The sequence below is a fragment of the Thiocystis violacea genome (assembly GCF_016583575.1).
GTDB classification, from domain to species: Bacteria; Pseudomonadota; Gammaproteobacteria; order Chromatiales; family Chromatiaceae; genus Thiocystis; species Thiocystis violacea.
In genome coordinates, this window is sequence record NZ_NRRG01000003.1 from 14,080 (window position 1) to 36,411 (window position 22,332).

Sequence of the window (22,332 nt, forward strand, 5' to 3'; positions counted from 1 at the left end):
TTTCGATTTGGAGCCGCCGCCCGTTTTGGTTAGTCTGGCGGCCATTTCGAAAGGCCCGGACCCGGCACCACACCGCATCCTGATCGAGACGCGCGAACCATGGCGACCATCCCCGACATCACCGAGACCGAGCAATGGATCATGCGAACCACGCTCCGCGAGCGTTACGGCCGTGACCTGGAGATCCAGCTCGCCGACGCCGAGATCCGTCTTCACCCCTCGGAACGCGAGCTGACGAGCTGCCCGGTGATTTTCTGGCAGTCCGAGGACGGCTGCCACTTCATCATCTTCAAGGCCGGCGAGCGCGCCTATCGCTGCCAATTTTTCTACAAGCCCTACAAGCAGATGGGCACGGGCGTCGAGCAATACGACGATCTCGCCGAATGCGCCGTCGCCCTGCTGCAGGCCCAGGCCGACTTCGTCGCCGAGGAACGCGGCGACCTGCCGCAACGTTAGTCATCCGTGGCCAGTGGACCATTCGCCATGGCGTGCTCGCGCACCCTTCACTGACCATTCTCCACTCTCAACCCTCAACTGAAACGAGGAAGTCACCGTGTCAGCCAAGAACGCCTTCTATGCCCAATCCGGCGGCGTCACCGCCGTCATCAACGCCTCCGCCTGCGGCGTCATCGAGACCGCCCGCCGCCACACCGACCAGATCGCCAATGTCTACGCCGGGCGCAACGGCATCATCGGCGCGCTCACCGAGGATCTGATCGACACCAGCCAGGAGTCCGACGAGGCGATCGCCGCGCTGCGCTACACCCCCTCCGGCGCCTTTGGTTCCTGCCGCTACAAGCTCAAGAGCCTGGAGGCCAACCGGCGCGAGTACGAGCGTCTGATCGAGGTCTTCAAGGCCCACGACATCGGCTATTTCTTCTACAACGGCGGCGGCGACTCGGCCGACACCTGCTACAAGGTCTCGCAACTGTCCGAGGCGCTGGGCTATCCGGTGCAGGCGATCCATGTCCCCAAGACGGTCGATAACGATCTGCCGATCACCGACAACTGCCCAGGTTTCGGCTCGGTCGCCAAGTACATCGCCACCTCCGCGCTCGAAGCCTCGTTCGACGTGCGCTCCATGTCCAAGACCTCGACCAAGGTCTTCGTGCTGGAGGTCATGGGCCGCCATGCCGGCTGGATCGCCGCCGCCGGCGGTCTGATCGAGGATCACAATATCCCGGTCATCATTCTCTTCCCGGAGATCGAATTCGATCAGGAGCGCTTCCTCGCGGCGGTCAAGGCGAAGGTCGAGCGTTTCGACTTCTGCACCATCGTCGTCTCCGAGGGCGCCAAATATCCGGACGGCCGCTTCCTGGCCGAGCAGGGCACGCGCGACGCCTTCGGTCATGCTCAACTGGGCGGCGCCGCGCCGGTGGTCGCGAACATGATCAAGGACGCGACCGGCTACAAATTCCATTGGGCGGTCGCCGACTATCTCCAGCGCGCGGCCCGCCATCTGGCCTCCAAGACCGACGTCGAGCAGGCTTATGCCCTGGGTCGGGCCGGGGTCGAGTTCGCCCTGGCCGGGCACAATGCCGTGATGCCGACGGTCAAGCGTCTGAGCAACGACCCCTATGCCTGGGAGATCGGCGAGGCACCGCTCTCCGAGGTCGCCAACGTGGAGAAGTTCATGCCGCGCGACTTCATCACCGAGGACGGCTTCGGCATCACGCCGATCTGTAAGCAGTATCTGATCCCGCTCATCCAGGGCGAGGACTACCCACCCTTCGAGCATGGCTTGCCCAAGTACGTGACCCTGAAGAACGCCCCGGTGGAACGTAAGCTCGATCTCTTCGAGCTGTGATCGAGGCCCGTGCCAGGGCATGAGGCCGGGGCGCGACTATGGCGGAGTCGGGCGCTAGGGCCGGAGGCGCCCGGCTCACGCCGCGCGCCCCGAACCCGCGAAATCCCAAGGATTGAGATTTTCAAGAGCCCGATGGAATACAATTGACGATCAAAGGTCGCGACAGGCCCGACAGGGTTTTTCCACGGCGCTGGCGCGCGCTGACCGCGACCCCCGCTGACTGCATCACTAGAGGCCCATTCATGGACTTATCCAAGGTTTCACGGGGTGACAATGTCCCCTACAACATCAATGTCATCATCGAGATTCCCTCCCACTCCGATCCCGTGAAGTACGAGATGGACAAGGAGACCGGCGCCATGTTCGTCGACCGCTTCATGTCCACGGCCATGCACTACCCCTGCAACTACGGCTATGTCCCTCACACGCTCTCGCCCGATGGCGACCCGGTGGACGTGATCGTGGTGACGCCCTACCCGCTGATCCCCGGCTCGGTCATCAAGTGCCGCCCGGTCGGCGTGCTCAAGATGACCGACGAATCGGGCGACGACGCCAAGATCCTGGCGCTGCCGGTCGACAAGCTCTTCAAGGGCTACCGCAACGTCGAGAGCTTCCGCGACATGCCGCAGCACCTGCTCGACCAGATCGCGCACTTCTTCGAGCACTACAAGGATCTCGACGAGGGCAAGTGGGTGCGCGTCGGCGGTTGGGGTGATCGCGAGGAGGCCTGTCAGGAGATCCTGGCCAGCGTCAAGATGTTCGAGGACGCCCCCGAGAAACCGGCCTTCTGATGCCGCTGACCCACTTCACACCAAACGGCGAGGCCCGCATGGTGGACGTGGGCGACAAGGCCCCGACCCATCGGCGCGCGGTGGCCGAGGGTCGCATCCGGATGGAGCCGACGACCCTCGCGCTGATCGAGCAGGGTGGTCACGCCAAGGGCGACGTGCTCGGCATCGCGCGCGTCGCCGGCATCATGGGGGCGAAGCGCACGGCCGATCTGGTCCCGCTCTGCCACCCATTGAGCCTGACGCGGGTCGAAATCGAGCTGACGCCCTGCCCCGGGGACGCCGCGATCCAGTGTCGGGCGAGCGTCGAGACCAGGGGCCAGACCGGGGTCGAAATGGAGGCGCTCTGCGCCGTCCAGGTCGCCCTGCTGACCATCTATGACATGTGCAAGGCCGTGGACAGGGGGATGACGCTCACGAACATTCGACTCGTCGAGAAGGCTGGAGGTCGTTCCGGCCATTGGACTCGCGATCCGAACGGATCCCCGGACTGATATGAACCCCTTCTATCAAGGCGCCCATTTCCTCACCGCCGCCGCCAAGCTCCATCAAGCCCCCGACGACGAGGGGCGCGAGGTCGCCTTCGCCGGCCGCTCCAACGCGGGCAAGTCGAGCGCCATCAACGCCATCTGTCACCAGAAGGCCCTGGCGCGGACCAGTAAGACACCCGGTCGCACCCAGCAGATCATTTTCTTCGAGTTGGACGAGGAACGCCGACTGGTTGATCTCCCCGGCTACGGTTACGCCAAGGTGCCCGAGAGCATCAAGCGCGAGTGGAATCGCCAACTCTCGCTCTATCTGGAAAAACGCCTGTCACTGGCCGGTCTGGTCATCCTGATGGATATCCGTCACCCCCTGACGGACTATGACCGCCAGATGCTGGCCTGGGGCCGACGCGGCGATCTGCCAGTGCTGCTGTTGCTCACCAAGGCCGACAAGCTCAAGCGAGGCCCCGCGCAAGCGGTCCGACTGGCCGTGGAGCGCGACGTGGCGGCCGACGCCGACAAGGTCTCGGTGCGGCTGTTCTCGGCGCCGGAACGTCTCGGCGTCGACGTCGTCCAGGCCACCCTGGATCGCTGGCTCCAGGTGCCGGACAGTCAGACACCAGGGAACGAGGACCGAACCTCCGACCCGACCCTCGACTCCGAAAACGACAACTGAGCCAAAGGTCGCGCGGCTCGGATCCATCGAATCCGGGCGACCCTCTCCAGGTCCGAGTCAGCGGCCGCTCGACCCCGCGGGCGGCGGAGGCGGACCCTGGTCGTATCCAGGCGCGTCGTAGACATGAGGTCTCATCGGCGGATAGGGCATCCCCTGGGCCTCGCCCTGGCATGGATGATCCCAGCCCTCATATCCGTAGTGGTGCATCCGTGGCGCGCCTTCCCAAGGCATCGCCCGGCGACCGCCGAAGAGCGCCCGAGCCGCCTCGCGCTGTTCATCCGTCATTTGCTCGATCGCCCGACGATAGTTCTGGAAACGCTCGGCCATCTCCTGGCGGCGCTTCCCGGCCTCTTCCCATGGCGGCGTATCCGGCATCTCGATGCCCCGCGCGGCGGCCTCTTCGCGCATCCTCTCCCAGCGCGCCGCGCGCATCGACTCCCGCTGCTGGCGCATGGCCTCCATGTCCTCGGGCGTCCCGCCCAGTCGCGACGGATAGTCGGGCGGTTCCGGCAAGCTTGGCCCGGCGGCGCGGGCCGACTCCCAGGGCGGCGTCTCCGGCAGTTCGACTCCAAGCTCGGCGGCACTGGCGCGCAGTTCCACGTAGCGCTTCGCGCGCTCGGCATCCATGGCCGCGCGGCGGTCCTCGGCCTTGGCGCGCCCCGTCATGACTGGCGCGGGTGTCGCCGCCGGCTCGGTGGGCACCGGCTCCGCCGGCGCGGCGGTTTGCGCGGACGGCACCTCGGGCGCGCCCGAATCGGCGGCGAGGGCGGTGATCGGGACGAGCGTCTGGCTCAGGGCCATGGCCAGGACGGCGGCGGAAGCGAGGGTCACATGGGTTGGCATCTCGAACATGGTCACTCCTGGGTTGGGTCTCGTTATCTGGTCGATCGTAGGAACTCGGATATCGCGCGAGCCGTCACGACCCGCCGGCCAGGAGGCTGGCCGCGTTCTCTATTTCGGGACGGCGGAAGGCTTTTCGATGACCAGCGTCAGTTTATCGTTGGATGGGAGGCATCGACCAACCCTCTTCACCTCGAGTCCGGACATCCCCAGGAGGCGACAAGACGCGGCCATGCCGGTACGCGAACCTTGCCCATCCGAGGAACAACCGGAGAGGATCGTATAGAATGGCCTTATCCAATCGGTAACACAGGCTGAGCATGGAAAACTTTCGCGGCACCACAATCCTCTCGGTCCGGCGCGGCGGCCGGGTCGTGATCGGCGGCGACGGCCAGGTCTCGCTGGGCTCGACGGTCATGAAGGGCAACGCCCGCAAGGTACGCCGGCTCTACAAGGGGCAGGTGCTGGCCGGATTCGCCGGTGCCACGGCGGATGCCTTCACCCTGTTCGAGCGCTTCGAGGGCAAGCTGGAAAAACATCAGGGTCACCTGACCCGCTCGGCGGTCGAACTGGCCAAGGACTGGCGCACCGACCGCATGCTGCGCCGCCTGGAGGCGCTGCTGTGCATCGCCGACGCCACCACCTCGCTGATGATCTCGGGTACCGGCGATGTGATCGAGCCGGAGCAGGATCTCATGGCGATCGGCTCGGGCGGCTCCTTCGCGCTGGCCGCGGCGCGCGCCCTGATGGAGAACACCGACCTCGGCGCCCGCGAGATCGTCGAGAAGGGTTTGCACATCGCGGCCGACATCTGTATTTACACGAACCATAACCTGGTGCTTGAGGAGTTGGAGGCGACTTCGGACACCCCATGAACCCTGGGCGGAATAAGGAGGCCCGACGGCAGGAACGGTCAACTCAGCCCGTCGCGCGTCTGGAACCTCGGATTCCCGCCTCAATATGGCAACTGTCCCCCGATCACTGTCCACTCAGTGACCGACCACCGATAGCCGCCCGACACTGTTTCCCGAGCCGCCCGTCCCGGACGGCCCATTCGACGGACAGGCCCAATGTCTGAAATCACCCCCCAACGCATCGCCGCCGAACTCGACAAACATATCGTCGGCCAGCACGAGGCCAAGCGCGCCGTGGCCATCGCCCTGCGCAACCGCTGGCGTCGCGCCCAGATCGCCGAGCCGATGCGCTCGGAGATCACGCCGAAGAACATCCTGATGATCGGCCCGACCGGCGTGGGCAAGACCGAGATCGCCCGGCGCCTGGCCAAGCTGGCCAACGCGCCCTTCCTCAAGGTGGAGGCGACCAAGTTCACCGAGGTGGGCTATGTCGGGCGCGATGTCGAATCCATCATCCGCGACCTGGCCGACATCGGCGTCAAGATGGCGCGCGAGCAGGAGATGGCCAAGCTGGCCGATCAGGCCGAGGCGGCCGCCGAGGAGCGCATCCTCGATGTCCTGCTGCCCCCACCTTCCGGCTTCGAGGAGGACAGCCGCTCCAGCACCAGCACGGCGACCCGCGAGAAGCTGCGCGAGAAGCTGCGCGACGGCCAGTTCGACGACCGCGAGATCGAGATCCAGGTCTCGGCCTCGCCCCTGGGCGTGGAAATCATGGCCCCGCCCGGCATGGAGGAGATGTCCAACCAGCTCCAGGGGCTCTTCCAGAATCTCGGGCAGGGCCGGATGAAGCGCCGCAAGCTGCGCATCCGCGACGCCCGCAAGCTCCTCAAGGACGAGGAGGCCGCCAAGCGCGTGAACGACGAGGACATGAAGCTGCGCGCCCTGGAGAACGTGGAACAGAACGGGATCGTCTTTCTCGACGAGATCGACAAGGTCGCCAAGCGTGGCGAGGGCTCCACCGGGGCCGACGTCTCGCGCGAGGGCGTGCAGCGCGACCTGCTGCCGCTGGTCGAGGGCAGCACGGTTTCGACCAAGCACGGCGCGGTGCGCACCGACCACATCCTCTTCATCGCCTCGGGCGCCTTCCATCTCTCCAAGCCCTCGGACCTGATCCCGGAGCTGCAAGGCCGGCTGCCGATCCGCGTGGAACTCAAGGCGCTGACCACCGAGGACTTCGTGCGCATCCTCACCGAGCCGGACGCCTCTCTGACCGATCAGTACCGCGCCCTGCTGGGGACCGAGGGCGTGGGGCTGGAATTCACCGAGGACGGCATCCGGCGGATCGCCGAGATCGCCTTTCAGGTCAACGAGAAAACGGAGAACATCGGGGCCAGGCGGCTGCACACGGTCCTGGAGCGTCTGCTGGAGGACGTGTCCTACAATGCTTCCGAACTGGACCGGGTGACCGTGACCGTCAACGCCAACTATGTGGATCAAAACGTGGCGGGGCTGGCGGCCGACGAGGATCTGTCCAGATACATCCTGTAGGATGGGCAGAGCGATGCCCATCCCGTACGCCCCGAGGCTCAAGATACATAGGGTATGCCTCGCGTACCCTCGCCACTGTACGCCGCGTGCACCCTCGCCACTTCGAGCATTAAAAAAGCGGTAGCGCCCCAATCGATAGGGTTTCGTGGGAGCGGCGTTTAGCCGCGATGAGCGCCAACGCGAGGTTTTTCGCGGCTGTAAGCCGCTCCACGGGTGCGCTCGTTTGTCGTCATCCTACGAATCGAGACACTACCAAAAAGCGCCGTTCCGCCCCAACGCGGCCGATCCGAGATCCAAGCATGGCGGGTGCGCGAGGCGTACCTAGGGTTCCGACCACTGACCACTGGCTGTTTTCATTATGCCCACACCAACCGAACTGAATCTCCATCGCCAATCCCGCGTGCTGGCGGTGTCCTACGACGACGGCTCCAGCTTCAACCTGCCCTGCGAATATCTGCGCGTCTATTCCCCCTCGGCCGAGGTCCAGGGTCACGGACCTGGGCAAGGCGTCCTCCAGGTCGGCAAGGAGGACGTGGGGATCGACAAGATCGAGCCGGTCGGCAACTACGCGGTCTGTCTGCATTTCGACGACGAGCACAACACCGGCATCTACTCCTGGGACTACCTTTATCGCCTCGGCACCGAGCAGGAACGGCTCTGGAAGGCCTATCTCGACGAACTGGAGAAGGCCGGCCATCCACGCAAGACGCGGCCATCCTGAATCCGAACGCGGCCCGACGCGCGCGTCGTGACGGCCCGTCCGGGAAGCATGGTGTTAAGATAGCGGCCCACAGGTTGGGCGCCACCCGCGCGCCCGTGAACCCAAATTCGAGACGCGGTAAATAGCATGTCCGACCAGAAGACCACCCATTTCGGATACAAGCAGGTGCCGGTCGATGAAAAGGCCGCGCGGGTGCGCGCCGTCTTCGACTCGGTCGCGTCGCGCTACGATCTGATGAACGATCTCATGTCGCTCGGCATCCATCGGCTGTGGAAGCGTCACGCCATCGAGCTGTCCGGCGTGCGCCGGGGGCAGCGGGTGCTGGACCTGGCCTCGGGGACCGGCGACCTCGCCTATCGCTTCTCCGGCATCGTCGGACCCGACGGCCTTGTGGTCATGACCGACATCAACGCCGCCATGCTCGGCGAGGGCCGCGAACGCATGCTCGATCGCGGGCGGGTCGGCAACCTGCATTACAGCCTGGTCAACGCCGAGAAGATCCCCTTCGCCAGCGACCTCTTCGACTGCGTCACCATTGGTTTCGGGCTGCGCAACGTCACCGACAAACAGTCGGCCATCGACGAGATGTTTCGCGTGCTCAAGCCGGGCGGACGCGCACTGATCCTGGAGTTCTCCCATCCGGTCAGCAAGTCCCTGAGCAAGGTCTACGACCTCTACTCCTTCTCGGTGCTCCCGACCCTGGGCCGACTGGTGGTCAACGACCCCGAAAGCTACCGCTATCTGGCCGAATCCATCCGCATGCATCCGGATCAGGAGACCCTGCGCTCCATGATGGAGGTCGCCGGCTTCGAGCGCTGCGACTACTTCAACCACACGGGCGGCATCGTCGCGATCCACCGGGGGTACAAGCTGTGACCGAGGGCATCCAGATTCCGGACGCCCTGCTCGCCGTCGTCGAGCAGGCGATCAATGGCTACATCGCGCTCGACCCCGAGGGCGCGGCGGATTTCGGCTCGCTGTCGGGACGCATCATCGCGGTGGAGATCAAGGGCTTCGGTACCCGCGTCACCATCATCCCGGCCGAGCGCGGGCTCCAGCTCTTCGGCGACTATGACGCCTCGCCCGATTGTCTCATCCGCGGCACCCCGCTGGGACTGGCGCGCATGGGCATGGCCGAGCGCAAGGAGACCCAGCTCGTCCTGGGCGAGGTCGAGATCACCGGCGACACCGCGCTCGCGCAAGCCTTCAGCGCCGCCTTCGCCCGGCTGGATGTGGATTGGGAGGAACAACTGGCGCGAATCATTGGCGACCCCTTCGCCAGACAGGTCGGCAACCGGTTTCGCGCGGCCGAGCGCTGGGGCCAGCGGACCTCCGAGTCCATGACCGCCAACCTCACCGAGTATCTTCAGGAAGAGCGCCGCTTGCTCCCGACACGCTACGAGGTCGAGGCGTTTCTCGCCCAGGTCGACACCCTGCGCGACGACGCCGAGCGCGTCGCCGCCCGCGTCGAGCGACTCGTCAGGCAGGCCAGGGAGTCCGGCATCCAGCCATGATCGGTCCCCGGCAGGCACTGCGTCTCTTCCGTATCAATTGGGTTCTTCTCCACCACGGTCTCGACGAGGTCATCCTCGCGACCCATCTGTTCCGCCCGCTGCGCTGGGTCAAGTATCTGCTGCCCTGGCACTGGGTCCGGCGCGATCTGCCGGCCTACCCGGTGCGGGTGCGGCTGGTTCTGGAGGATCTGGGACCCATTTTCGTCAAGTTCGGCCAGATTCTCTCCACCCGCCGCGACCTGCTGCCGGACGATCTGGCGGTCGAACTAGCCAAGCTCCAGGACCGCGTCCCGCCGTTCGACGGCGCCGAGGCGCGCGCCCTCATCGAGAAGGCCTGGGGCTGCTCGGTCGACGATGTGCTGGACCATTTCGATCCCATCCCCCTAGCCTCCGCCTCCATCGCCCAGGTCCACACCGGACGTCTCAAGGACGGCACCGAGGTCGTGGTCAAGGTGCTGCGCCCCGGCATCGAGCGCACCATCGGCCAGGATCTGGGGCTGATGTACACGGTCGCCCATCTCGCCGAGCGCTACTGGAAGGACGGCAAGCGCCTGCGCCCGATCGCCGTGGTCCGCGAGTACGAAAAGACCATCTACGACGAACTCGATCTCCAGCGCGAGGCCGCCAACGCCTCGCAGATCCGGCGCAACTGGATCAACAGCGAGATGCTCTACATCCCGGAGGTCTTCTGGGACTGGACGCGCTCCAATGTCATGGTGATGGAGCGTATCTACGGCACGCCGGTGAGCGATGTCGGCAAACTCAAGGCGCAAGGCGTCAGCATGAAGCAACTCGGCGAGCGCGGGGTGGAGATCTTCTTCACCCAGGTGTTCCGCGACAACTTTTTCCACGCCGACATGCACCCCGGCAACATCTTCGTCGAGCCGTCCGGGCGCTATATCTCGATCGATTTCGGCATCGTCGGCACCCTGACGACCGAGGACCAGCGCTATCTGGCCGAGAATCTGCTCGCCTTCTTCGAGCGCGACTACCGCCGGGTCGCCGAGCTGCATGTGGAATCCGGCTGGGTTCCGCCCGGCACCCGGGTCGATGAGTTCGAGTCCGCCATCCGCACCGTCAGCGAGCCGATCTTCGAGAAGCCGCTGGCCGAGATCTCCTTCGGGCACTTCCTGGTGCGCCTCTTCCAGACCGCGCGGCGCTTCGACATGGAGATCCAGCCCCAACTGGTGCTGCTGGAGAAGACCCTGCTCAACATCGAGGGACTGGGTCGCCAGCTCTATCCCGAGCTCGATCTCTGGACCACCGCCAAGCCCTACATGGAGCGCTGGATGAGGGATCAGGTGGGCTTGAAGGGCCTGTTCGACCGCACCAAGCGCAACATCTACTCGGTCGCCGACCAGGCGCCGGAACTGCCGCTGATCGCCTATCGCATGCTGATGGCCTACGACAAGCGCCTGCGGACCACGGACCCGGCTCACGCCTCGACGCCCGGCGCGCGCCCAGTCTCGGCCAGCACCTCCATCAAGATCGTCGGAGGCGCCACGGTCCTCGTCTGCGGCACGCTGGTGCTCCTGCTTGGCCCTGGTCACTGGCTGCCCGAAAGCGCGGGCGTCACCCTGGTCGCGGGCAGCTATCTCTCGGGAATCTGGCTCTTCGTCTCCGCCGCGCGGCAGTCCTGACGACCGAGCCCGCGAAACCGGACCGCGACCATCGACCGGAAATCGGCGCAAGCCACTCATCCAGCAGGCAGCCAGGCACGCATGTCCGTCGAGAACATCTTCTTCACCCCCGTCAGCCAGCTTTGCCATCGCGATGTCGTCACCTGCGAACAAGAGGCTCCTCTGGTCGAGATCGCCGCGACGATGCGCGCCCACAACATCTCAAGCGTCGTGATCCACGCCGACGGAAAGCCCGTCGGGATGGTCACGGATCGCGATCTGCGCAACAAGGTCGTGGCCGAGGGGCTGAACCCACGCGAACACCAGGCGCGCGACATCATGAACAGCCCGCTGGTGACGATCCGCGAGGACGACTATCTCTTCGAGGCCCTCTACCTCATGGGGCGGCGGCGGATCCACCGACTCTGCGTGGTCGACGCCGAGGGCACGCTGCGCGGCATCCTCACCGACTCCGATGCCCTGCGTCTGCAAAGCCGCTCGCCCCAGCAACTCATGAAGGAGATCGAGGAGGCCGAGAGCCCGGAGGATCTCAAGACGCTGCGCGACAAGATGGAGCGGCTGGTGGTCCATCTGACCGGAACCGGGGTCGCGACCACGGATCTGGTCCAGACCGTGGCGCTGCTGAACGACCGTCTCCTGATCCGTCTGATCGAGCTGATCCGCGCGGCGCGCTACCCCGACCTGACCGACCGCTTCGCCTTCCTGGTGCTGGGCAGCGAAGGGCGCCGGGAGCAGACGCTCGCCACCGACCAGGACAACGCGATCGTCCACGCGGACGATCTCTCGGCCGACGAACTCGATCAACTGCGCGCCTTCAGCGTCGACCTCATCGACAGCCTCATCGGCATCGGCGTACCCGCCTGCACCGGCGGCATCATGGCCAAGAACGAGGACTGGCGGCGCGGCCTCGGAGCCTGGAAGAAGGTACTCGACAAATGGCTGCAAACGCCGACACCCGCGAACATTCTCTCGGGAAGCATGTTCTTCGACCTGCGCACGCTCCATGGCGACGAGCGATTCGAACAGGAGCTGAAGACCCATATCATCAACAGGCTTCGGGGCAATAGCCTCTTCCTCGTCCATAGCGCCGCCAACGCGGTGGGTTTCAAGCCCCCGCTCGGTTTATTCGGCCAGCTCAAACCGGAGCGAAGCGGTCCAAACCGCGGCTGTATCGAAATCAAGAAGGCCGGTATCTTCGCCATCACCGAGGGCATCAAGGCCATGGCGCTCCAGGCCGGCATCCAGGATGGCCGAACCCGCGACCGCCTCCTGGGACTCCAGAAGGCCGGCATCCTGGAACCGGGGCAGACCGCCAACCTGATCGCCGCCTTCGACTTCCTCGTCAGACTGCGGCTGCGCGCCCAGCTACTCTCGCTCGACCAGGGAGTCTCCCCCAGCAATTACCTGCCGCTGGACCGCCTGAACCGCATCGAGGAAGGGCGCCTGCGGCTCGCCCTGGAAGAGGTCAAGAACTTCCAGGGATTCCTGCGCGGCCGATTCCATCTCCACCAGGTCAGTCGCTAACCGGGATCCCAGGCGCCCGACCCATCCAAGGGCGTAGCCATCGGGTGGTAACCCAATCGAGAGGATCGGCGCGTGGCGCTACCCACAATCCAACGCGACTAGAAAACGCTTTTCTGGAGACGGATGAGGCCTCCGTGCAAGGAGGCCCATCACCAGGGTGCCCCAGCGATCATCCGCAGGAACGCCTCCTCCGACAGCCGCCGCGGCACCAGTCGCCCGGACTGGCCCGCGACCATCCAGACGATCTGGCGATCCCCATTCGGCCCATGGCTCACATGAACCGGCAGGTCGTCGCCGTAGAAATAGAGCCGATCGAAAGGCGTGTTGGCGACGATCCATTGGGCCACCTCCAGCATGTTTTCATCCTCGACCAGGAAGTCCACCGCCGCGCCCAGACGCTCGCACACGGGTTTGCCGAGGCGATTGCGCTCATGGGCCGCGTGCTGATCACGCTTCGGGTCGATGCGTCCGGGAATCCGTTTAGCCAGCGCCGGCGAGCAGAAGCCATAGGTCAGCCGGATCATGCCGAAATACTCGATCACCGGATCCAGCACCCGTTCCGCCAACGCCAGCAGGGCGTTGTAGCTCTCGGGCTGGACAGGCCGATTGGGCAGCCCCGTGCTGGCCTGGGTCTCCCCGCACTCAATGAGTTGACGAAAGGTCAGGAACCGACCGCAGGGGTCATCCAGCTCCGTCAGGGTCCGGGATCGGACCAGTTCGAAGCCCTCGATGCACCAGCGATGCCGGGTCAGGCCGTCCAGGAAGGCGTCTGGCGGTGGCCCATAGCCGGACGGATCGAACAGCCCCGAATCATCGAGCGCCTGCTCGAACGCGACCTGTTCGGGGTAGTTCGGAAACTCCTCGTTGATAAAGCGGGATTTGTGGAAGAGAAACGGCGGCGCGAACGCCTCGCCATAGGCGAAGTAGTCGATATCCAAGTCCCGCAGCTTGATCTTGACCCGTTCGATGAGACGCGGCAGCGGTTGCCCCTCGAAGTCGTCATAGCGCATCAGACTGACCTTGCCGGAGCCGATGTGGATCTTCACCAGATCGGCGTGGCGGTAGTCGCCATAGAGCACGGCGGCGCAGCCCACGTAGATGCGCAGCAGCGGCGGCAGTTGCTCGACCAGGCTCGCATGCAGTTGCAGCGAGCGGCCCGGATCGAGCCAGCCCAGGCCATGCTCGGCGGCGGCCCGGCAGGCGTCCTCGATGGCCGCCAGGTCGGCGATCTGGAACAACCGCTCTAGGGATCGCGCCTTCGCGCTCGCGTAGTCCCCGAAGAAGACCTTGATATCCTGTTGCAGCCCGCGCTCCAGATGGCTGTAGGGTTGGCGTCGCTCGAACGACTGGAGGGCGAAATAGACCTCCAGGTCGGCCAAGCGGGCGGCGGCGGCGCGCTCGATCGCATCGGGATCCTGGCGTTCCGCCAGGAACCGCAACGCCTTGGGCAAGGAACCGAAGCCCTCGGTCAAGGCCGGGAGATCCTCCACCTCGGACTTCTCCGGCGTGCGTCCCAGTGTCAGCCAGAGTTCCCAGAGCCGCTCCAGCGGCTCCCGGAAGGCCGCGTAGCGTTCCGCCGCGCGATCGCGCCGCTCTTTGGGCGCGCGCTCGCGCGCATGCCGGGACGGCTCGCGCAACCGGTCGCGGCGACCGCGATAACGATCGACCAGAAAGCGCTGCTCGGCATCCTTGTCGCGAAAGACATAAAGCACCCCAGGCGCGACCGGGATCGCCTCCGCGTCGAGCGCCTGTTCCAGAAAGGTCTTGATCTCCGCCTGCCCGAAATACTTCTGGAAGGTCCCGCGCTGGGTCATGACCCCATCGCGAAAGCGCTCGCCGCGCGGATCGTTCCGATTGGTCAGCATCACCGAGACCACCAGCAGCCGTTCCGCCAGCGACCAGGCGCGGGTCAGGGCCTCCAGACGCTCGTCGAAATCCTCGATGACATTGATGACGAAGCCGAGATTGACGATGTCAGCGGTCTGAATGGGCTGATCCGGGGCATGGTAGGGATCCCAGCCGGCGGCGCTCAGGCCGTTCTCGACCAGCCCCCGCACATCGTCACCGCGCCCGCAGCCATAGTCGAACAGCCGATAGCGCCCGTCGAGAAAACCAGAGCGGGCCAAGGATTGGACCGGCGCGGAAAAGCCGTAGCGCACCAAGGCGGTCAGATGGCGGGAGGCATCCCAGCCAAGCGGTCGACCGACGCCCTGCTCCGCTACCGCCGTGCCCGAATCATCGTTACCCAAGGGCACCAGCCTGTCCCCGTCGAGGCGATAGCCGCTCTCCCGGATCAAGGCCAGCCATTGGCGTCGATAACCGATCCGCCGAGGATCATCGAACAGCCCGACAGCCTCGCAGGCGGACGTGAGGGCCAGGGCCTCGGCGCGACCTGGATGCTCAACCGCGAGCAACAGCTCCTTGCGGTGCAGAATCGGTGGATTCAGAGAATCGGCATAGGTGCGATAGCTCACCGTCCCCTGGTCTAGGTCAACCAGCCAGCTCTCACGCAAAGCTGGAAATGGATCATCGAAGAAGGCCGGGTAATTGAGCAGGGCGATGCAAGCGCTCCTCTCGTCGATCCTGACCAGGTTGAAATGCCGCTCTCGGCTCACATTCGCAAGGCGTTCAGCATCAGCGATGCGCCGGGCATCTTCCGCGTTCAAGTCCAGAAGAAAGTCCACGTGCACATAGGTCTTGCTGGCGACCGTCTTGTTCGGAATCGCGCCCATAGTGAGAGAGACTCGGCACCCAGCGGCACCATTCTCGTGTATCGCTAGGTGTTGACCAGCTTGAAGAAGAAATCGTCCAGCACCGCTTCGAGCACTCCGCGGTTTCGTGTCAGGCTTGCCAGATGAAAACGAATCTCCCTGGTCTTGCCGAGCTGATAGTGGTGTATCAGCCAGACCACGAATCGCTTGCCGTCGATTCCACGAATCAGCTCCAGCCAGTGAGCAGTGCTTCGATCATGGTGTGCATCGCCGAAGCCGACGATATGCTCGATGCAGGTATCCAGCGACTCCGCTGCCTCGGGTGACAGTCGACTCTCGATCTGCTGGGCGACTTGCGCATAATTGCCGAGAAAGGTTTGATTCAGACCAAAGCCCTTCTCGAGGGTGCGCTGTCCGTAGGAGGTCAGCACCAGACTCCCGGCAACCACAGGGACCAGATCGCAAAGGATGTCGAACAACTCCCGGTTGACATCCGCCTCCGGTCGCTCACTACGACCTTTCTCATCGGCGAGAAAGGATTCGATGACAACTGGGTGCAGTAGATAATTCTCGATCTCCCAGCAGCGCAGCACGTAGATCCGCTCACCGAAAGGAGATCGGTTGGAGCACGACGCATCGGCCGCATCGAAAAAGGCATCCCAGTGGGATCGAGCCGCCAAGCTATCTCTGTCGAGAATCCCAACGGCATCGATACCATTCTCGACATCTTTGTCGACCTGAGCGATGACGCGGTTACATCCTCCCCCCAGATCATCCCCAGCGGCCTGGAACTCGACCTTGGCGCCTCGATCGTTGAACCAACGCTCCGCGAGGATCTGGACGTCCTCCTCGGATTCCAGGTAGACATAGCGCTTGGCCACATAGCGCCGCTCGGCGAGATCGCCGGATTCTAGGTTCTTCAAGCTCGCCACAGTTCCCTCTCCGGAGCGTCAGGCGACGCCCTCCTCAATGATGTGTCCACCCTTGCGCAGTCCCTTCTCCGGGATGTCGTGACCAAAGGCGGGGATCAGTTCCCGGGCATGCGTGCTCGCGATGATGGTCAACCCCGGATGATCGACGGCCAGTTGTTTGAAGACGGCGAGCGTTCGATGCTGCCAGATCGAATGCAGGTGGATGTCAAGCTCGTCCACCAGCAGCAGGGTATTGCGCGTCATGTGGATACCAACCCGCAGGTAGAGCTGCACCAGACTCTTCTCGCCGCTGCTGAGCCGATCCAGGCGATGCGGATGCTTGCCGTTGACGACCACTGCCTCCGGCGGCTGTTTGCGCACACCTCTCAAGAACTTGGGACTTTCCGCGAAGACGCGGGCGTTGATCACCTCGATTGCGCGCTCGTAGCGGCCGTCGTCGAGCCATTTGAGCCAGACCAGCAGGTTGTCCAGCGAATCCTGCCAACCCCGACTCTCGGTGCCGAAGCTGTGCAGGGGACGATATCCCCAGCTCGGGGGCTGCATGACACCACGGTTCCAGTCCTCAATCTTCGAGATGTCCCGATAGGCCGAGAAATGCAGCAGGGTGGGCATGGTCAGCGGATCGTCCTCGAAGGCGATCGGGGCTTGGTCCATGTGCGCGCGCATTGCCGCGAGCAGATCCGCAACGAAGCCGTCATCATCGAGCCCGTCGACCCCAGTCCCGCCGAGCCGTAGCCCCGTGGTCCGATCGCCCACCAGCGACAGCCGCCCGCTGGTGTGTCGCACGTATCCAAACACGCTGCGCGATCCTGCACCGAATTGACCGAGCCTCGTCTCGCCCCAGGGATTGAGCGTCCAGGGCTCGTCGCGGCCCGCCACCAGTGAAAGCACCCGGGTCTGCTCCTGGCCTTCGCTGCGCGTGCGGACGAGAAAATCCCACTGCGCCTGTCCGCTGCCCGAGTCCAAATCCTCGAATCCAAGATGGTCTGGGTCTCGTAACTCGAACAGCCTCATCAAGGCCGCCATGAGGTCGAGCAAGGTAGTCTTGCCCATCCCGTTCTTGGAAAGCAGCAGATAGAAGTTGCAGGGCTCGTCGTCGGCGTCCGTGAAGTCGAGCTGGAAAGGCTCGGAGCGAAAGGGTCCGATGCCCTCGACGGTCAGGAACAGGGGTCTGAAATCGAGTACCAGGAAGTTGTCATCGATCATCGGGCTACCCCATTGAACACGGCCACAGCCGCAGCGATGTCATCCGCCATGACGCGCACACCATGAACCCTCACCGGCTCGGCTTGTCCTGTGGCAACCAGCATGTCGCCCAACCCGGTCAGTCGCTCGGCCCCGGTGCGGTCTAGGATGATCTTGGATTCGGACGCCTTTTGCACGGTCAGGGCGATGCGCGCCGGAATGTTCGAGCGCAAGAGACCGGAGAAGGTGGCCGCATCCGGGCGCTGCGTAGCGAGCACCAGATGGATTCCGGTGGCCCTGGCCTTTTGTGCGAGCCGGACCAAGGGCTCCTCGGTCGCGCGCGACTGCATCAGAAGATCGGCAAGTTCCTCGACAAAGACCGCGATGTAAGGCAGATTCTTGGCGCCTTTGGCATGGGCCTCGGCGATATCCCGAGCCCCCAGCTCGGCGAGCCGGACGATGCGCTCGTCCATTTCGTCGACCAATGCCTGAAGCGTGCTCAGAGCAGACTCGCTGTCGCTGAAGACCTCCTCACCGTAAAGCCCCCGCAGACCCTTGTATGCCTCGAATTCCACCCGTTTGGGGTCGATCAGGCAGAGCTGCAGTCGATCGCGGGAGGGCCCTCGCAGCAGCGACACCAGCAGCGCGTGCAGACAGACGCTCTTGCCGCTGCCCGTGGTGCCGCCCACGAGCAAGTGAGGGGCACACGCCAGATCGAGCATGACGGGCTTCCCCAGCACGTCCACCCCGGGCCAAACCGGAAGCCCACCTTCGGGTCCATGGGATGCGATCCATTCGACCAAACGGCTGCCTGGGATGGTCTCCCAGGTATCTCGTGGTCGCGGCACATCGAGACCGATGACCTTGGACTCCCTGGTCGGGGCGGTGAAGATCCCCTGCTCCTGGAGCCCCAAGGAGAAGCTCAGTTTTTCCAGTCCGCGCTTGAGCCGGTCCAGGTCGTTGACGTCCGGCAGGTGGAGCTGAAAGCGGGTCAGCCTGGGGCCATGAAGTGTCTTCTGGATCTCCCCACGAACGCCGATCTCCGTCAGCCCTCTCTCCAACTCTTCAGTCAGGGTGAGCTCCTGCGCGAGGGAGCCTTGGTGCTGAGAGAACAGCTCTTGGTAAAGAAAGTCGTGAAAGTCGTGGCCGACCCGCCAGCCGGTGCGAAACTCGCGCAAACCCCGCCGGATATGACGCTGTAGCAGACGCTTATAGGCGTTGGTGTCTGCGAACAGATCCGTCTCATGGTAGACGCTTAGCAGAGCGCGAGTTGCCGCATCGTAATCTTGTGTAGCCTCGTGATCGGCACCCGAACCGAGTCCGCGCCCGGTAACCTGCTCCAGGTGGTACTCGGAGCCGTTCTTTCGGTCCTCGATTCGGTCCAGGGCCTCGCTCGGTGGCGTTGTGATATGCAGGGAATGGGCAAGTGCCAAGCGCAGCACGCTCCACTTGGGCGCAGTCCGCACGGCCAAGCCCTTTTCCAGCACGAGACGGATGGTCTCTTCGTCATCGCCTCCGGTGTAGATGTCAGCCATTCGCGACAGTCCCCAGCACCCCGTACATGGGCGCTTCTTCTAGTCTGGTATCGACGCCCGTTGGGTTGTCCAGTCTGTACTCTCGATAGAGGTGCGGCTCGATCAGGGCGTACTTCTCTCTGTCAAGCTCGGCGTCCGTTGGCAGCACGATGACCTGCTCCGCGACCTGGGGATAGTAGCGGCGCAACAGGTTGTCCTGATGCTGTCGATCGATTCGCGCCAGAGGCGTATCCACGATCAGGGGCACATCCTTCCCTGAGACTTCCATCAGCGCCCAGAACAACGCAGTAACTGCCAACTGCTTCATGCCCGCAGACAGATTTCCCAAAGCGATGAGCTTCCCATCTCGATCCAGATAATGGATACCAAAATGGTCGTCGACCTGGATCCGATTGATCAGATCATGAGAGGTCATCAGCTCCTTGAACCGGCGGTTCACCGCATCCTCGACCGCCCCACGCTTACGGCGCTTGAGCTCTTCCTTGTAGGCGATGAAGAGCTCTCTAGCCTCTTGGGCAAGCCGCAACCGACGCTCCGCCTGAGCACTCAGCGTCACCTGCTCTTCCTGCGAGCGAATCTCCTTCTCCTTGGATTCGATGGCATTCCTCTGATCGTTGCGCTGCTTCTCGGCTTGCCGCAATTCGACATCAATGGCCCCGATTCGCTGACGACGCTCATCGTTCGCGGCTCTTCTGCGTCGATATTCCTCCCGCTCTTCGGCAGGGAGAGTGCTCAGGTTCTCCAATCGATCCTCGACTTCGGCAAGACTGCGCTTGCTTCGGCTGATGCTCTTGAGGCGCTCTCCCTGTCCTCGGCGCTCTTCGTCCGACAGCGCGAAGTGCCCTAGGAGCGTACGGAGTTCACGTGCCTCGCTGCGGTCCAGATGCAACAAGCCGTCCCCTAAATCCTCTAGTGCTGGGATGAAGGCGCGCAACAGCAAATCGAGCCGTCCCTTGTAGAAGCGTGTTTGGCCATCGGTCAGTCGCGGTTGAGGAAAGGGGGGCCTGTCGAACAGATCCTGCGGCAGACTGGCAAGCACCTCCCGAAGCGCATCCGCCTGGACTCCAGCCTCGCTATCCAGCAGTTTCTTGAGCTCCTCCATCGTCCGGCGAACCAGGGCCGGATTCAGCAATAGAGGGGCCGTGACGGGCAGTGTTTCGGCCAACCAGGACTGTTCGTGCTCCACCTGCTTGATCAAGCGCTTGCGCTCACCCGAGAGATGGGCCTCGTTTTGCGCCAAATTGGCGACCCGCCGCCCTTCCAGATAGGTATCTTCCTCTCGGACCAGGCGCTCAAGATCCCGTCGCTCCATCGCAAGCACCTCGATCGTCTCGTCGGCGGCAAACAACATCGCCTCAATGTGAGTCTGATCCTTTTCCAGCTTTGCCAACTCCGCACGTGCGGCACCTGGCATGGCTTCCTTGCGCCAGCCTTTACTGACTTGAGCCAACTGATCGACGAGGGTCTCGACGTGGGAGATGTTGAGCAAGCGCTCGATGTGACGGCTGGAGTGGGCACGATTGACCTCCGCTAAACGCAGAATCTGCTCGCCATCGAAGAAGAAAAATGGAAGGTACTCCTCGGGCAAGCGCTCATTCAGAAACTGCTGGGCCTCGTCACCTTCCAAGTGTCGGGAAGCATCTGCTCGCAGATCGATCTGAAGGCGCTCCTGGTATCCGTCTCTCTCGATTCGCCAACTGCGCACGGCCTCGACCTCGCCGATTGGCTCATCCCAGGTGATAGCAACGAAGGCATCCCGTTCGCCCGCGGCTCGAGCTACTCGATTGAAGATGCCCATCCAGTCTTCACCGACACCCAGGACATATTGCTTAGGCCGTAGCTCGCTTCCTTGCTGCACGGCGGAGCACATGTCCTTATTGGGACCGACGAAGAGTAGCTTGACCGCATTGATGAAGCTGGTCTTCCCGTACCCGTTGCGACCACTGATCAGCGCGATGTTTCGACCGGGGACGGCACCCTCAAGGTCGATCCGCGTATCCCGATAGGAGAAGAGGTTCTTGAGATGGATGTGGCGGAACCTCACTGGCTCGTCTCCGCAGCCTCGAAGTTCCTCGCGGACGCTTGAATTGCCTGCTCGATATCGCGCTGAAGTGCTGCCTTGCTTCCCCAGACGCGAAGATCCGGGTATTCATGCAGCACCAGGCCCAAAAGCTTATCGACCAGCTCAGGATCCAGGTCGCGCTCGGCGAGCAAGTCGTCCAAGACCTCCTGCTCCAGCGGGGGTAAATCAATGTTCGACATGGGGTCGACCCTTCTTCCATATAAGGACGCGATCTCCAATGCGCTCTCCTTCAGATCGAAGTCGGCGCTCCATAGGGTCTGAATATACGCAATTTCCTCGTCCGAGATCAGCGCTTCGCCGACCTTCAGCTCCAATGCCAAGAGGTCTCCGAGCAGACGCTGCCGGACCTCGGGCCGGAAGGGGCCTGGCCCCTTGGATCCGTCCTTCCGATGAGGCATGCGTTGCCCGTTATCCTCTCGGATCGCCTTGAGTTCGTCTCGAAACCGCTTCAGCGGCTCGAAACGCTCCTCGCCGGACGCAATGAAACCCTGCATCGATTTGTCCTCCTTGACGACGGTACAAGTCCAGCACCCGAAACGACTGCCACCACAGGATGGCGTCGAGAGATCTAAGACCACCGGACACTCACCACCAGATGCCTGGCGATAAAGATTCAGAAGGAAGTCGTGATTGCCATCCCAGGGGGGCGGATTGTGGGCGACCAGATACTCCCAGACGTCGTCCGTGGTCCAGTCGACGATCGGCGTGGCCACCAGGGCGTTCGGGATCTCATGGTGGGGATTGAGGCCGCGCGCGGTCTGCTCGCGCGCATTGATACGTCGCCCGCGCTCCGCACTCTCCTCAATGCGCGTACCCAGCAGGAGGACCACACTCCCGTGCCGTCGTGTAATGCCCTCGATCAGCCGGCGACTCGGCTTGATCTTCATGTTGGTCGTGCACCAACGGAACCATCGTGTCGGAGATGGATAACCCTGACCGATCAGCTTGCTCCAGAAGGTCTGATCGACCTCGGGCTTGACCAGATGCACGGTCAGATTCGGCAGCGAATCGCGGGCACTGGCGCGAATCGCTGCCAGGGTGTCCGCCAGATAGGCGCTGACATTGGGTGCCTCTACTCCCGTATCGGAAGCGATCACGAAGACCGGCTTCCCGTCCTTGTCATCGAGATCCAGCAGCAAAGAGTAGACGAGCTGCAGCAGAGCCGTGGAATCCTTTCCCCCGGAGAATGCCACGACCCAAGGCCGACGATCCTGGCGATAGAGTTCTTCGAGGCGAGCATAGGCTCGTTCCTTAGGCGACGGCCCAACATCTTCTGGCGCGGCGTTCAATATCTACTCCGAAGGGACTGCAATTTCCGAATCTTAAACCCTAGCCAGAGCAGGATACGTAACTCTTGATGGTCATCTCCAGCATGCGCTCGTCCTTGATGACAAAATACATTGCCGCGTCGAAACCGCTCGCAGACGGGCTTGCCCAAGCGGTTCAGTTCATGCGCGGCGTGCTGGTCACGCTTGGGGTCGATGCGACC

The 22,332-nt window shown here is 63.6% G+C and carries 19 protein-coding genes; 12 read left to right on the forward strand and 7 right to left on the reverse strand.

Annotated elements, in window-relative coordinates; genetic code table 11:
- Positions 1-99: 99 nt before the first annotated feature.
- The 5 genes from CKO27_RS02400 to yihA all read left to right on the forward strand — a co-directional run bounded on the left by CKO27_RS02400 (position 100) and on the right by yihA (position 3,756).
- A complete protein-coding gene (locus CKO27_RS02400) occupies positions 100-456 on the forward strand; it encodes a hypothetical protein (RefSeq protein ID WP_200373281.1) in 357 nt (118 codons plus the stop codon).
- A gap of 97 nt (positions 457-553) precedes the next feature.
- On the forward strand, positions 554-1,807 hold the full coding sequence (locus tag CKO27_RS02405) for a diphosphate--fructose-6-phosphate 1-phosphotransferase (RefSeq protein WP_200373282.1): 1,254 nt from the start codon (positions 554-556) through the stop codon (positions 1,805-1,807).
- A 242-nt stretch (positions 1,808-2,049) separates the two neighbouring features.
- Positions 2,050-2,598: an inorganic diphosphatase gene (ppa, locus tag CKO27_RS02410; RefSeq protein ID WP_200373283.1), complete on the forward strand. Its 549-nt coding sequence runs from the start codon at positions 2,050-2,052 to the stop codon at positions 2,596-2,598.
- Complete coding sequence (gene moaC, locus CKO27_RS02415; RefSeq protein ID WP_420825811.1) at positions 2,598-3,089, forward strand: cyclic pyranopterin monophosphate synthase MoaC; 492 nt, start codon at positions 2,598-2,600, stop codon at positions 3,087-3,089. Before ppa ends, moaC begins: the two co-directional genes overlap by 1 nt.
- A 1-nt stretch (position 3,090) precedes the next feature.
- A complete protein-coding gene (gene yihA / locus CKO27_RS02420) occupies positions 3,091-3,756 on the forward strand; it encodes a ribosome biogenesis GTP-binding protein YihA/YsxC (RefSeq protein WP_200373284.1) in 666 nt (221 codons plus the stop codon).
- Between the two features lie 57 nt (positions 3,757-3,813).
- Here the strand turns inward: yihA and CKO27_RS02425 are convergent, their stop codons facing one another.
- Positions 3,814-4,608: a hypothetical protein gene (locus CKO27_RS02425; protein WP_200373285.1), complete on the reverse strand. Its 795-nt coding sequence runs from the start codon at positions 4,606-4,608 to the stop codon at positions 3,814-3,816.
- 308 nt (positions 4,609-4,916) lie between these two features.
- Here CKO27_RS02425 and hslV point away from each other — a divergent pair, with 308 nt between their 5' ends.
- The 7 genes from hslV (at position 4,917) to CKO27_RS02460 (ending at position 12,397) form a co-directional block, all read left to right on the forward strand.
- Positions 4,917-5,471, forward strand: coding sequence for an ATP-dependent protease subunit HslV (gene hslV, locus CKO27_RS02430; protein WP_200373286.1), 555 nt, complete (start codon positions 4,917-4,919; stop codon positions 5,469-5,471).
- A 195-nt stretch (positions 5,472-5,666) separates the two neighbouring features.
- Complete coding sequence (gene hslU, locus CKO27_RS02435) at positions 5,667-6,998, forward strand: ATP-dependent protease ATPase subunit HslU (protein WP_200373287.1); 1,332 nt, start codon at positions 5,667-5,669, stop codon at positions 6,996-6,998.
- Positions 6,999-7,356: 358 nt separating this feature from the next.
- Entirely contained in the window at positions 7,357-7,719 is a 363-nt protein-coding gene (locus tag CKO27_RS02440) for a gamma-butyrobetaine hydroxylase family protein (protein ID WP_200373288.1), read from the forward strand.
- 126 nt (positions 7,720-7,845) lie between these two features.
- On the forward strand, positions 7,846-8,595 hold the full coding sequence (ubiE, locus tag CKO27_RS02445) for a bifunctional demethylmenaquinone methyltransferase/2-methoxy-6-polyprenyl-1,4-benzoquinol methylase UbiE (protein ID WP_200373289.1): 750 nt from the start codon (positions 7,846-7,848) through the stop codon (positions 8,593-8,595).
- Positions 8,592-9,233 (forward strand): SCP2 sterol-binding domain-containing protein, encoded by a 642-nt coding sequence (locus CKO27_RS02450; RefSeq protein ID WP_200373290.1) that lies wholly within the window; start codon positions 8,592-8,594, stop codon positions 9,231-9,233. Before ubiE ends, CKO27_RS02450 begins: the two co-directional genes overlap by 4 nt.
- Positions 9,230-10,873 carry a ubiquinone biosynthesis regulatory protein kinase UbiB gene (gene ubiB / locus CKO27_RS02455; RefSeq protein ID WP_200373291.1) on the forward strand — a complete coding sequence of 548 codons (1,644 nt, stop codon included), beginning with the start codon at positions 9,230-9,232 and terminating at the stop codon, positions 10,871-10,873. Before CKO27_RS02450 ends, ubiB begins: the two co-directional genes overlap by 4 nt.
- 81 nt (positions 10,874-10,954) lie before the next feature.
- Positions 10,955-12,397 (forward strand): putative nucleotidyltransferase substrate binding domain-containing protein, encoded by a 1,443-nt coding sequence (locus tag CKO27_RS02460; protein ID WP_200373292.1) that lies wholly within the window; start codon positions 10,955-10,957, stop codon positions 12,395-12,397.
- Between the two features lie 149 nt (positions 12,398-12,546).
- Here CKO27_RS02460 and CKO27_RS02465 read toward each other — a convergent pair whose 3' ends face one another.
- The 6 genes from CKO27_RS02465 to dndC all read right to left on the reverse strand — a co-directional run bounded on the left by CKO27_RS02465 (position 12,547) and on the right by dndC (position 22,132).
- Complete coding sequence (locus CKO27_RS02465; protein WP_200373293.1) at positions 12,547-15,129, reverse strand: DNA phosphorothioation-associated putative methyltransferase; 2,583 nt, start codon at positions 15,127-15,129, stop codon at positions 12,547-12,549.
- Positions 15,130-15,173: 44 nt separating this feature from the next.
- The gene (locus CKO27_RS02470; RefSeq protein WP_200373294.1) at positions 15,174-15,989 is read right to left on the reverse strand and encodes a DUF4435 domain-containing protein; all 816 of its coding nucleotides are present in this window, start codon (positions 15,987-15,989) and stop codon (positions 15,174-15,176) included.
- 69 nt (positions 15,990-16,058) lie between these two features.
- A complete protein-coding gene (locus CKO27_RS02475) occupies positions 16,059-17,246 on the reverse strand; it encodes a hypothetical protein (protein WP_200373295.1) in 1,188 nt (395 codons plus the stop codon).
- Entirely contained in the window at positions 17,243-18,760 is a 1,518-nt protein-coding gene (locus CKO27_RS02480; RefSeq protein WP_200373296.1) for an FtsK/SpoIIIE domain-containing protein, read from the reverse strand. Before CKO27_RS02480 ends, CKO27_RS02475 begins: the two co-directional genes overlap by 4 nt.
- Positions 18,753-20,804: an AAA family ATPase gene (locus tag CKO27_RS02485; RefSeq protein WP_200373297.1), complete on the reverse strand. Its 2,052-nt coding sequence runs from the start codon at positions 20,802-20,804 to the stop codon at positions 18,753-18,755. The genes CKO27_RS02480 and CKO27_RS02485 overlap by 8 nt, the downstream gene beginning before the upstream one ends.
- The gene (gene dndC, locus CKO27_RS02490; RefSeq protein WP_207280562.1) at positions 20,801-22,132 is read right to left on the reverse strand and encodes a DNA phosphorothioation system sulfurtransferase DndC; all 1,332 of its coding nucleotides are present in this window, start codon (positions 22,130-22,132) and stop codon (positions 20,801-20,803) included. The genes CKO27_RS02485 and dndC overlap by 4 nt, the downstream gene beginning before the upstream one ends.
- Positions 22,133-22,332 lie beyond the last annotated feature (200 nt).

Excerpts from the sequence above, each read along its gene's own strand:
- CKO27_RS02425 (WP_200373285.1), bottom strand. The coding sequence starts at position 4,608 with ATGTTCGAGATGCCAACCCATGTGACCCTCGCTTCCGCCGCCGTCCTG.
- CKO27_RS02480 (WP_200373296.1), bottom strand. The coding sequence starts at position 18,760 with ATGGCTGACATCTACACCGGAGGCGATGACGAAGAGACCATCCGTCTC.
- ppa (WP_200373283.1), top strand. The coding sequence starts at position 2,050 with ATGGACTTATCCAAGGTTTCACGGGGTGACAATGTCCCCTACAACATC.
- hslU (WP_200373287.1), top strand. The coding sequence starts at position 5,667 with ATGTCTGAAATCACCCCCCAACGCATCGCCGCCGAACTCGACAAACAT.
- ubiE (WP_200373289.1), top strand. The coding sequence starts at position 7,846 with ATGTCCGACCAGAAGACCACCCATTTCGGATACAAGCAGGTGCCGGTC.
- CKO27_RS02475 (WP_200373295.1), bottom strand. The coding sequence starts at position 17,246 with ATGATCGATGACAACTTCCTGGTACTCGATTTCAGACCCCTGTTCCTG.
- hslV (WP_200373286.1), top strand. The coding sequence starts at position 4,917 with ATGGAAAACTTTCGCGGCACCACAATCCTCTCGGTCCGGCGCGGCGGC.
- CKO27_RS02465 (WP_200373293.1), bottom strand. The coding sequence starts at position 15,129 with ATGGGCGCGATTCCGAACAAGACGGTCGCCAGCAAGACCTATGTGCAC.
- moaC (WP_420825811.1), top strand. The coding sequence starts at position 2,598 with ATGCCGCTGACCCACTTCACACCAAACGGCGAGGCCCGCATGGTGGAC.
- CKO27_RS02460 (WP_200373292.1), top strand. The coding sequence starts at position 10,955 with ATGTCCGTCGAGAACATCTTCTTCACCCCCGTCAGCCAGCTTTGCCAT.
- CKO27_RS02400 (WP_200373281.1), top strand. The coding sequence starts at position 100 with ATGGCGACCATCCCCGACATCACCGAGACCGAGCAATGGATCATGCGA.
- yihA (WP_200373284.1), top strand. The coding sequence starts at position 3,091 with ATGAACCCCTTCTATCAAGGCGCCCATTTCCTCACCGCCGCCGCCAAG.
- CKO27_RS02440 (WP_200373288.1), top strand. The coding sequence starts at position 7,357 with ATGCCCACACCAACCGAACTGAATCTCCATCGCCAATCCCGCGTGCTG.
- ubiB (WP_200373291.1), top strand. The coding sequence starts at position 9,230 with ATGATCGGTCCCCGGCAGGCACTGCGTCTCTTCCGTATCAATTGGGTT.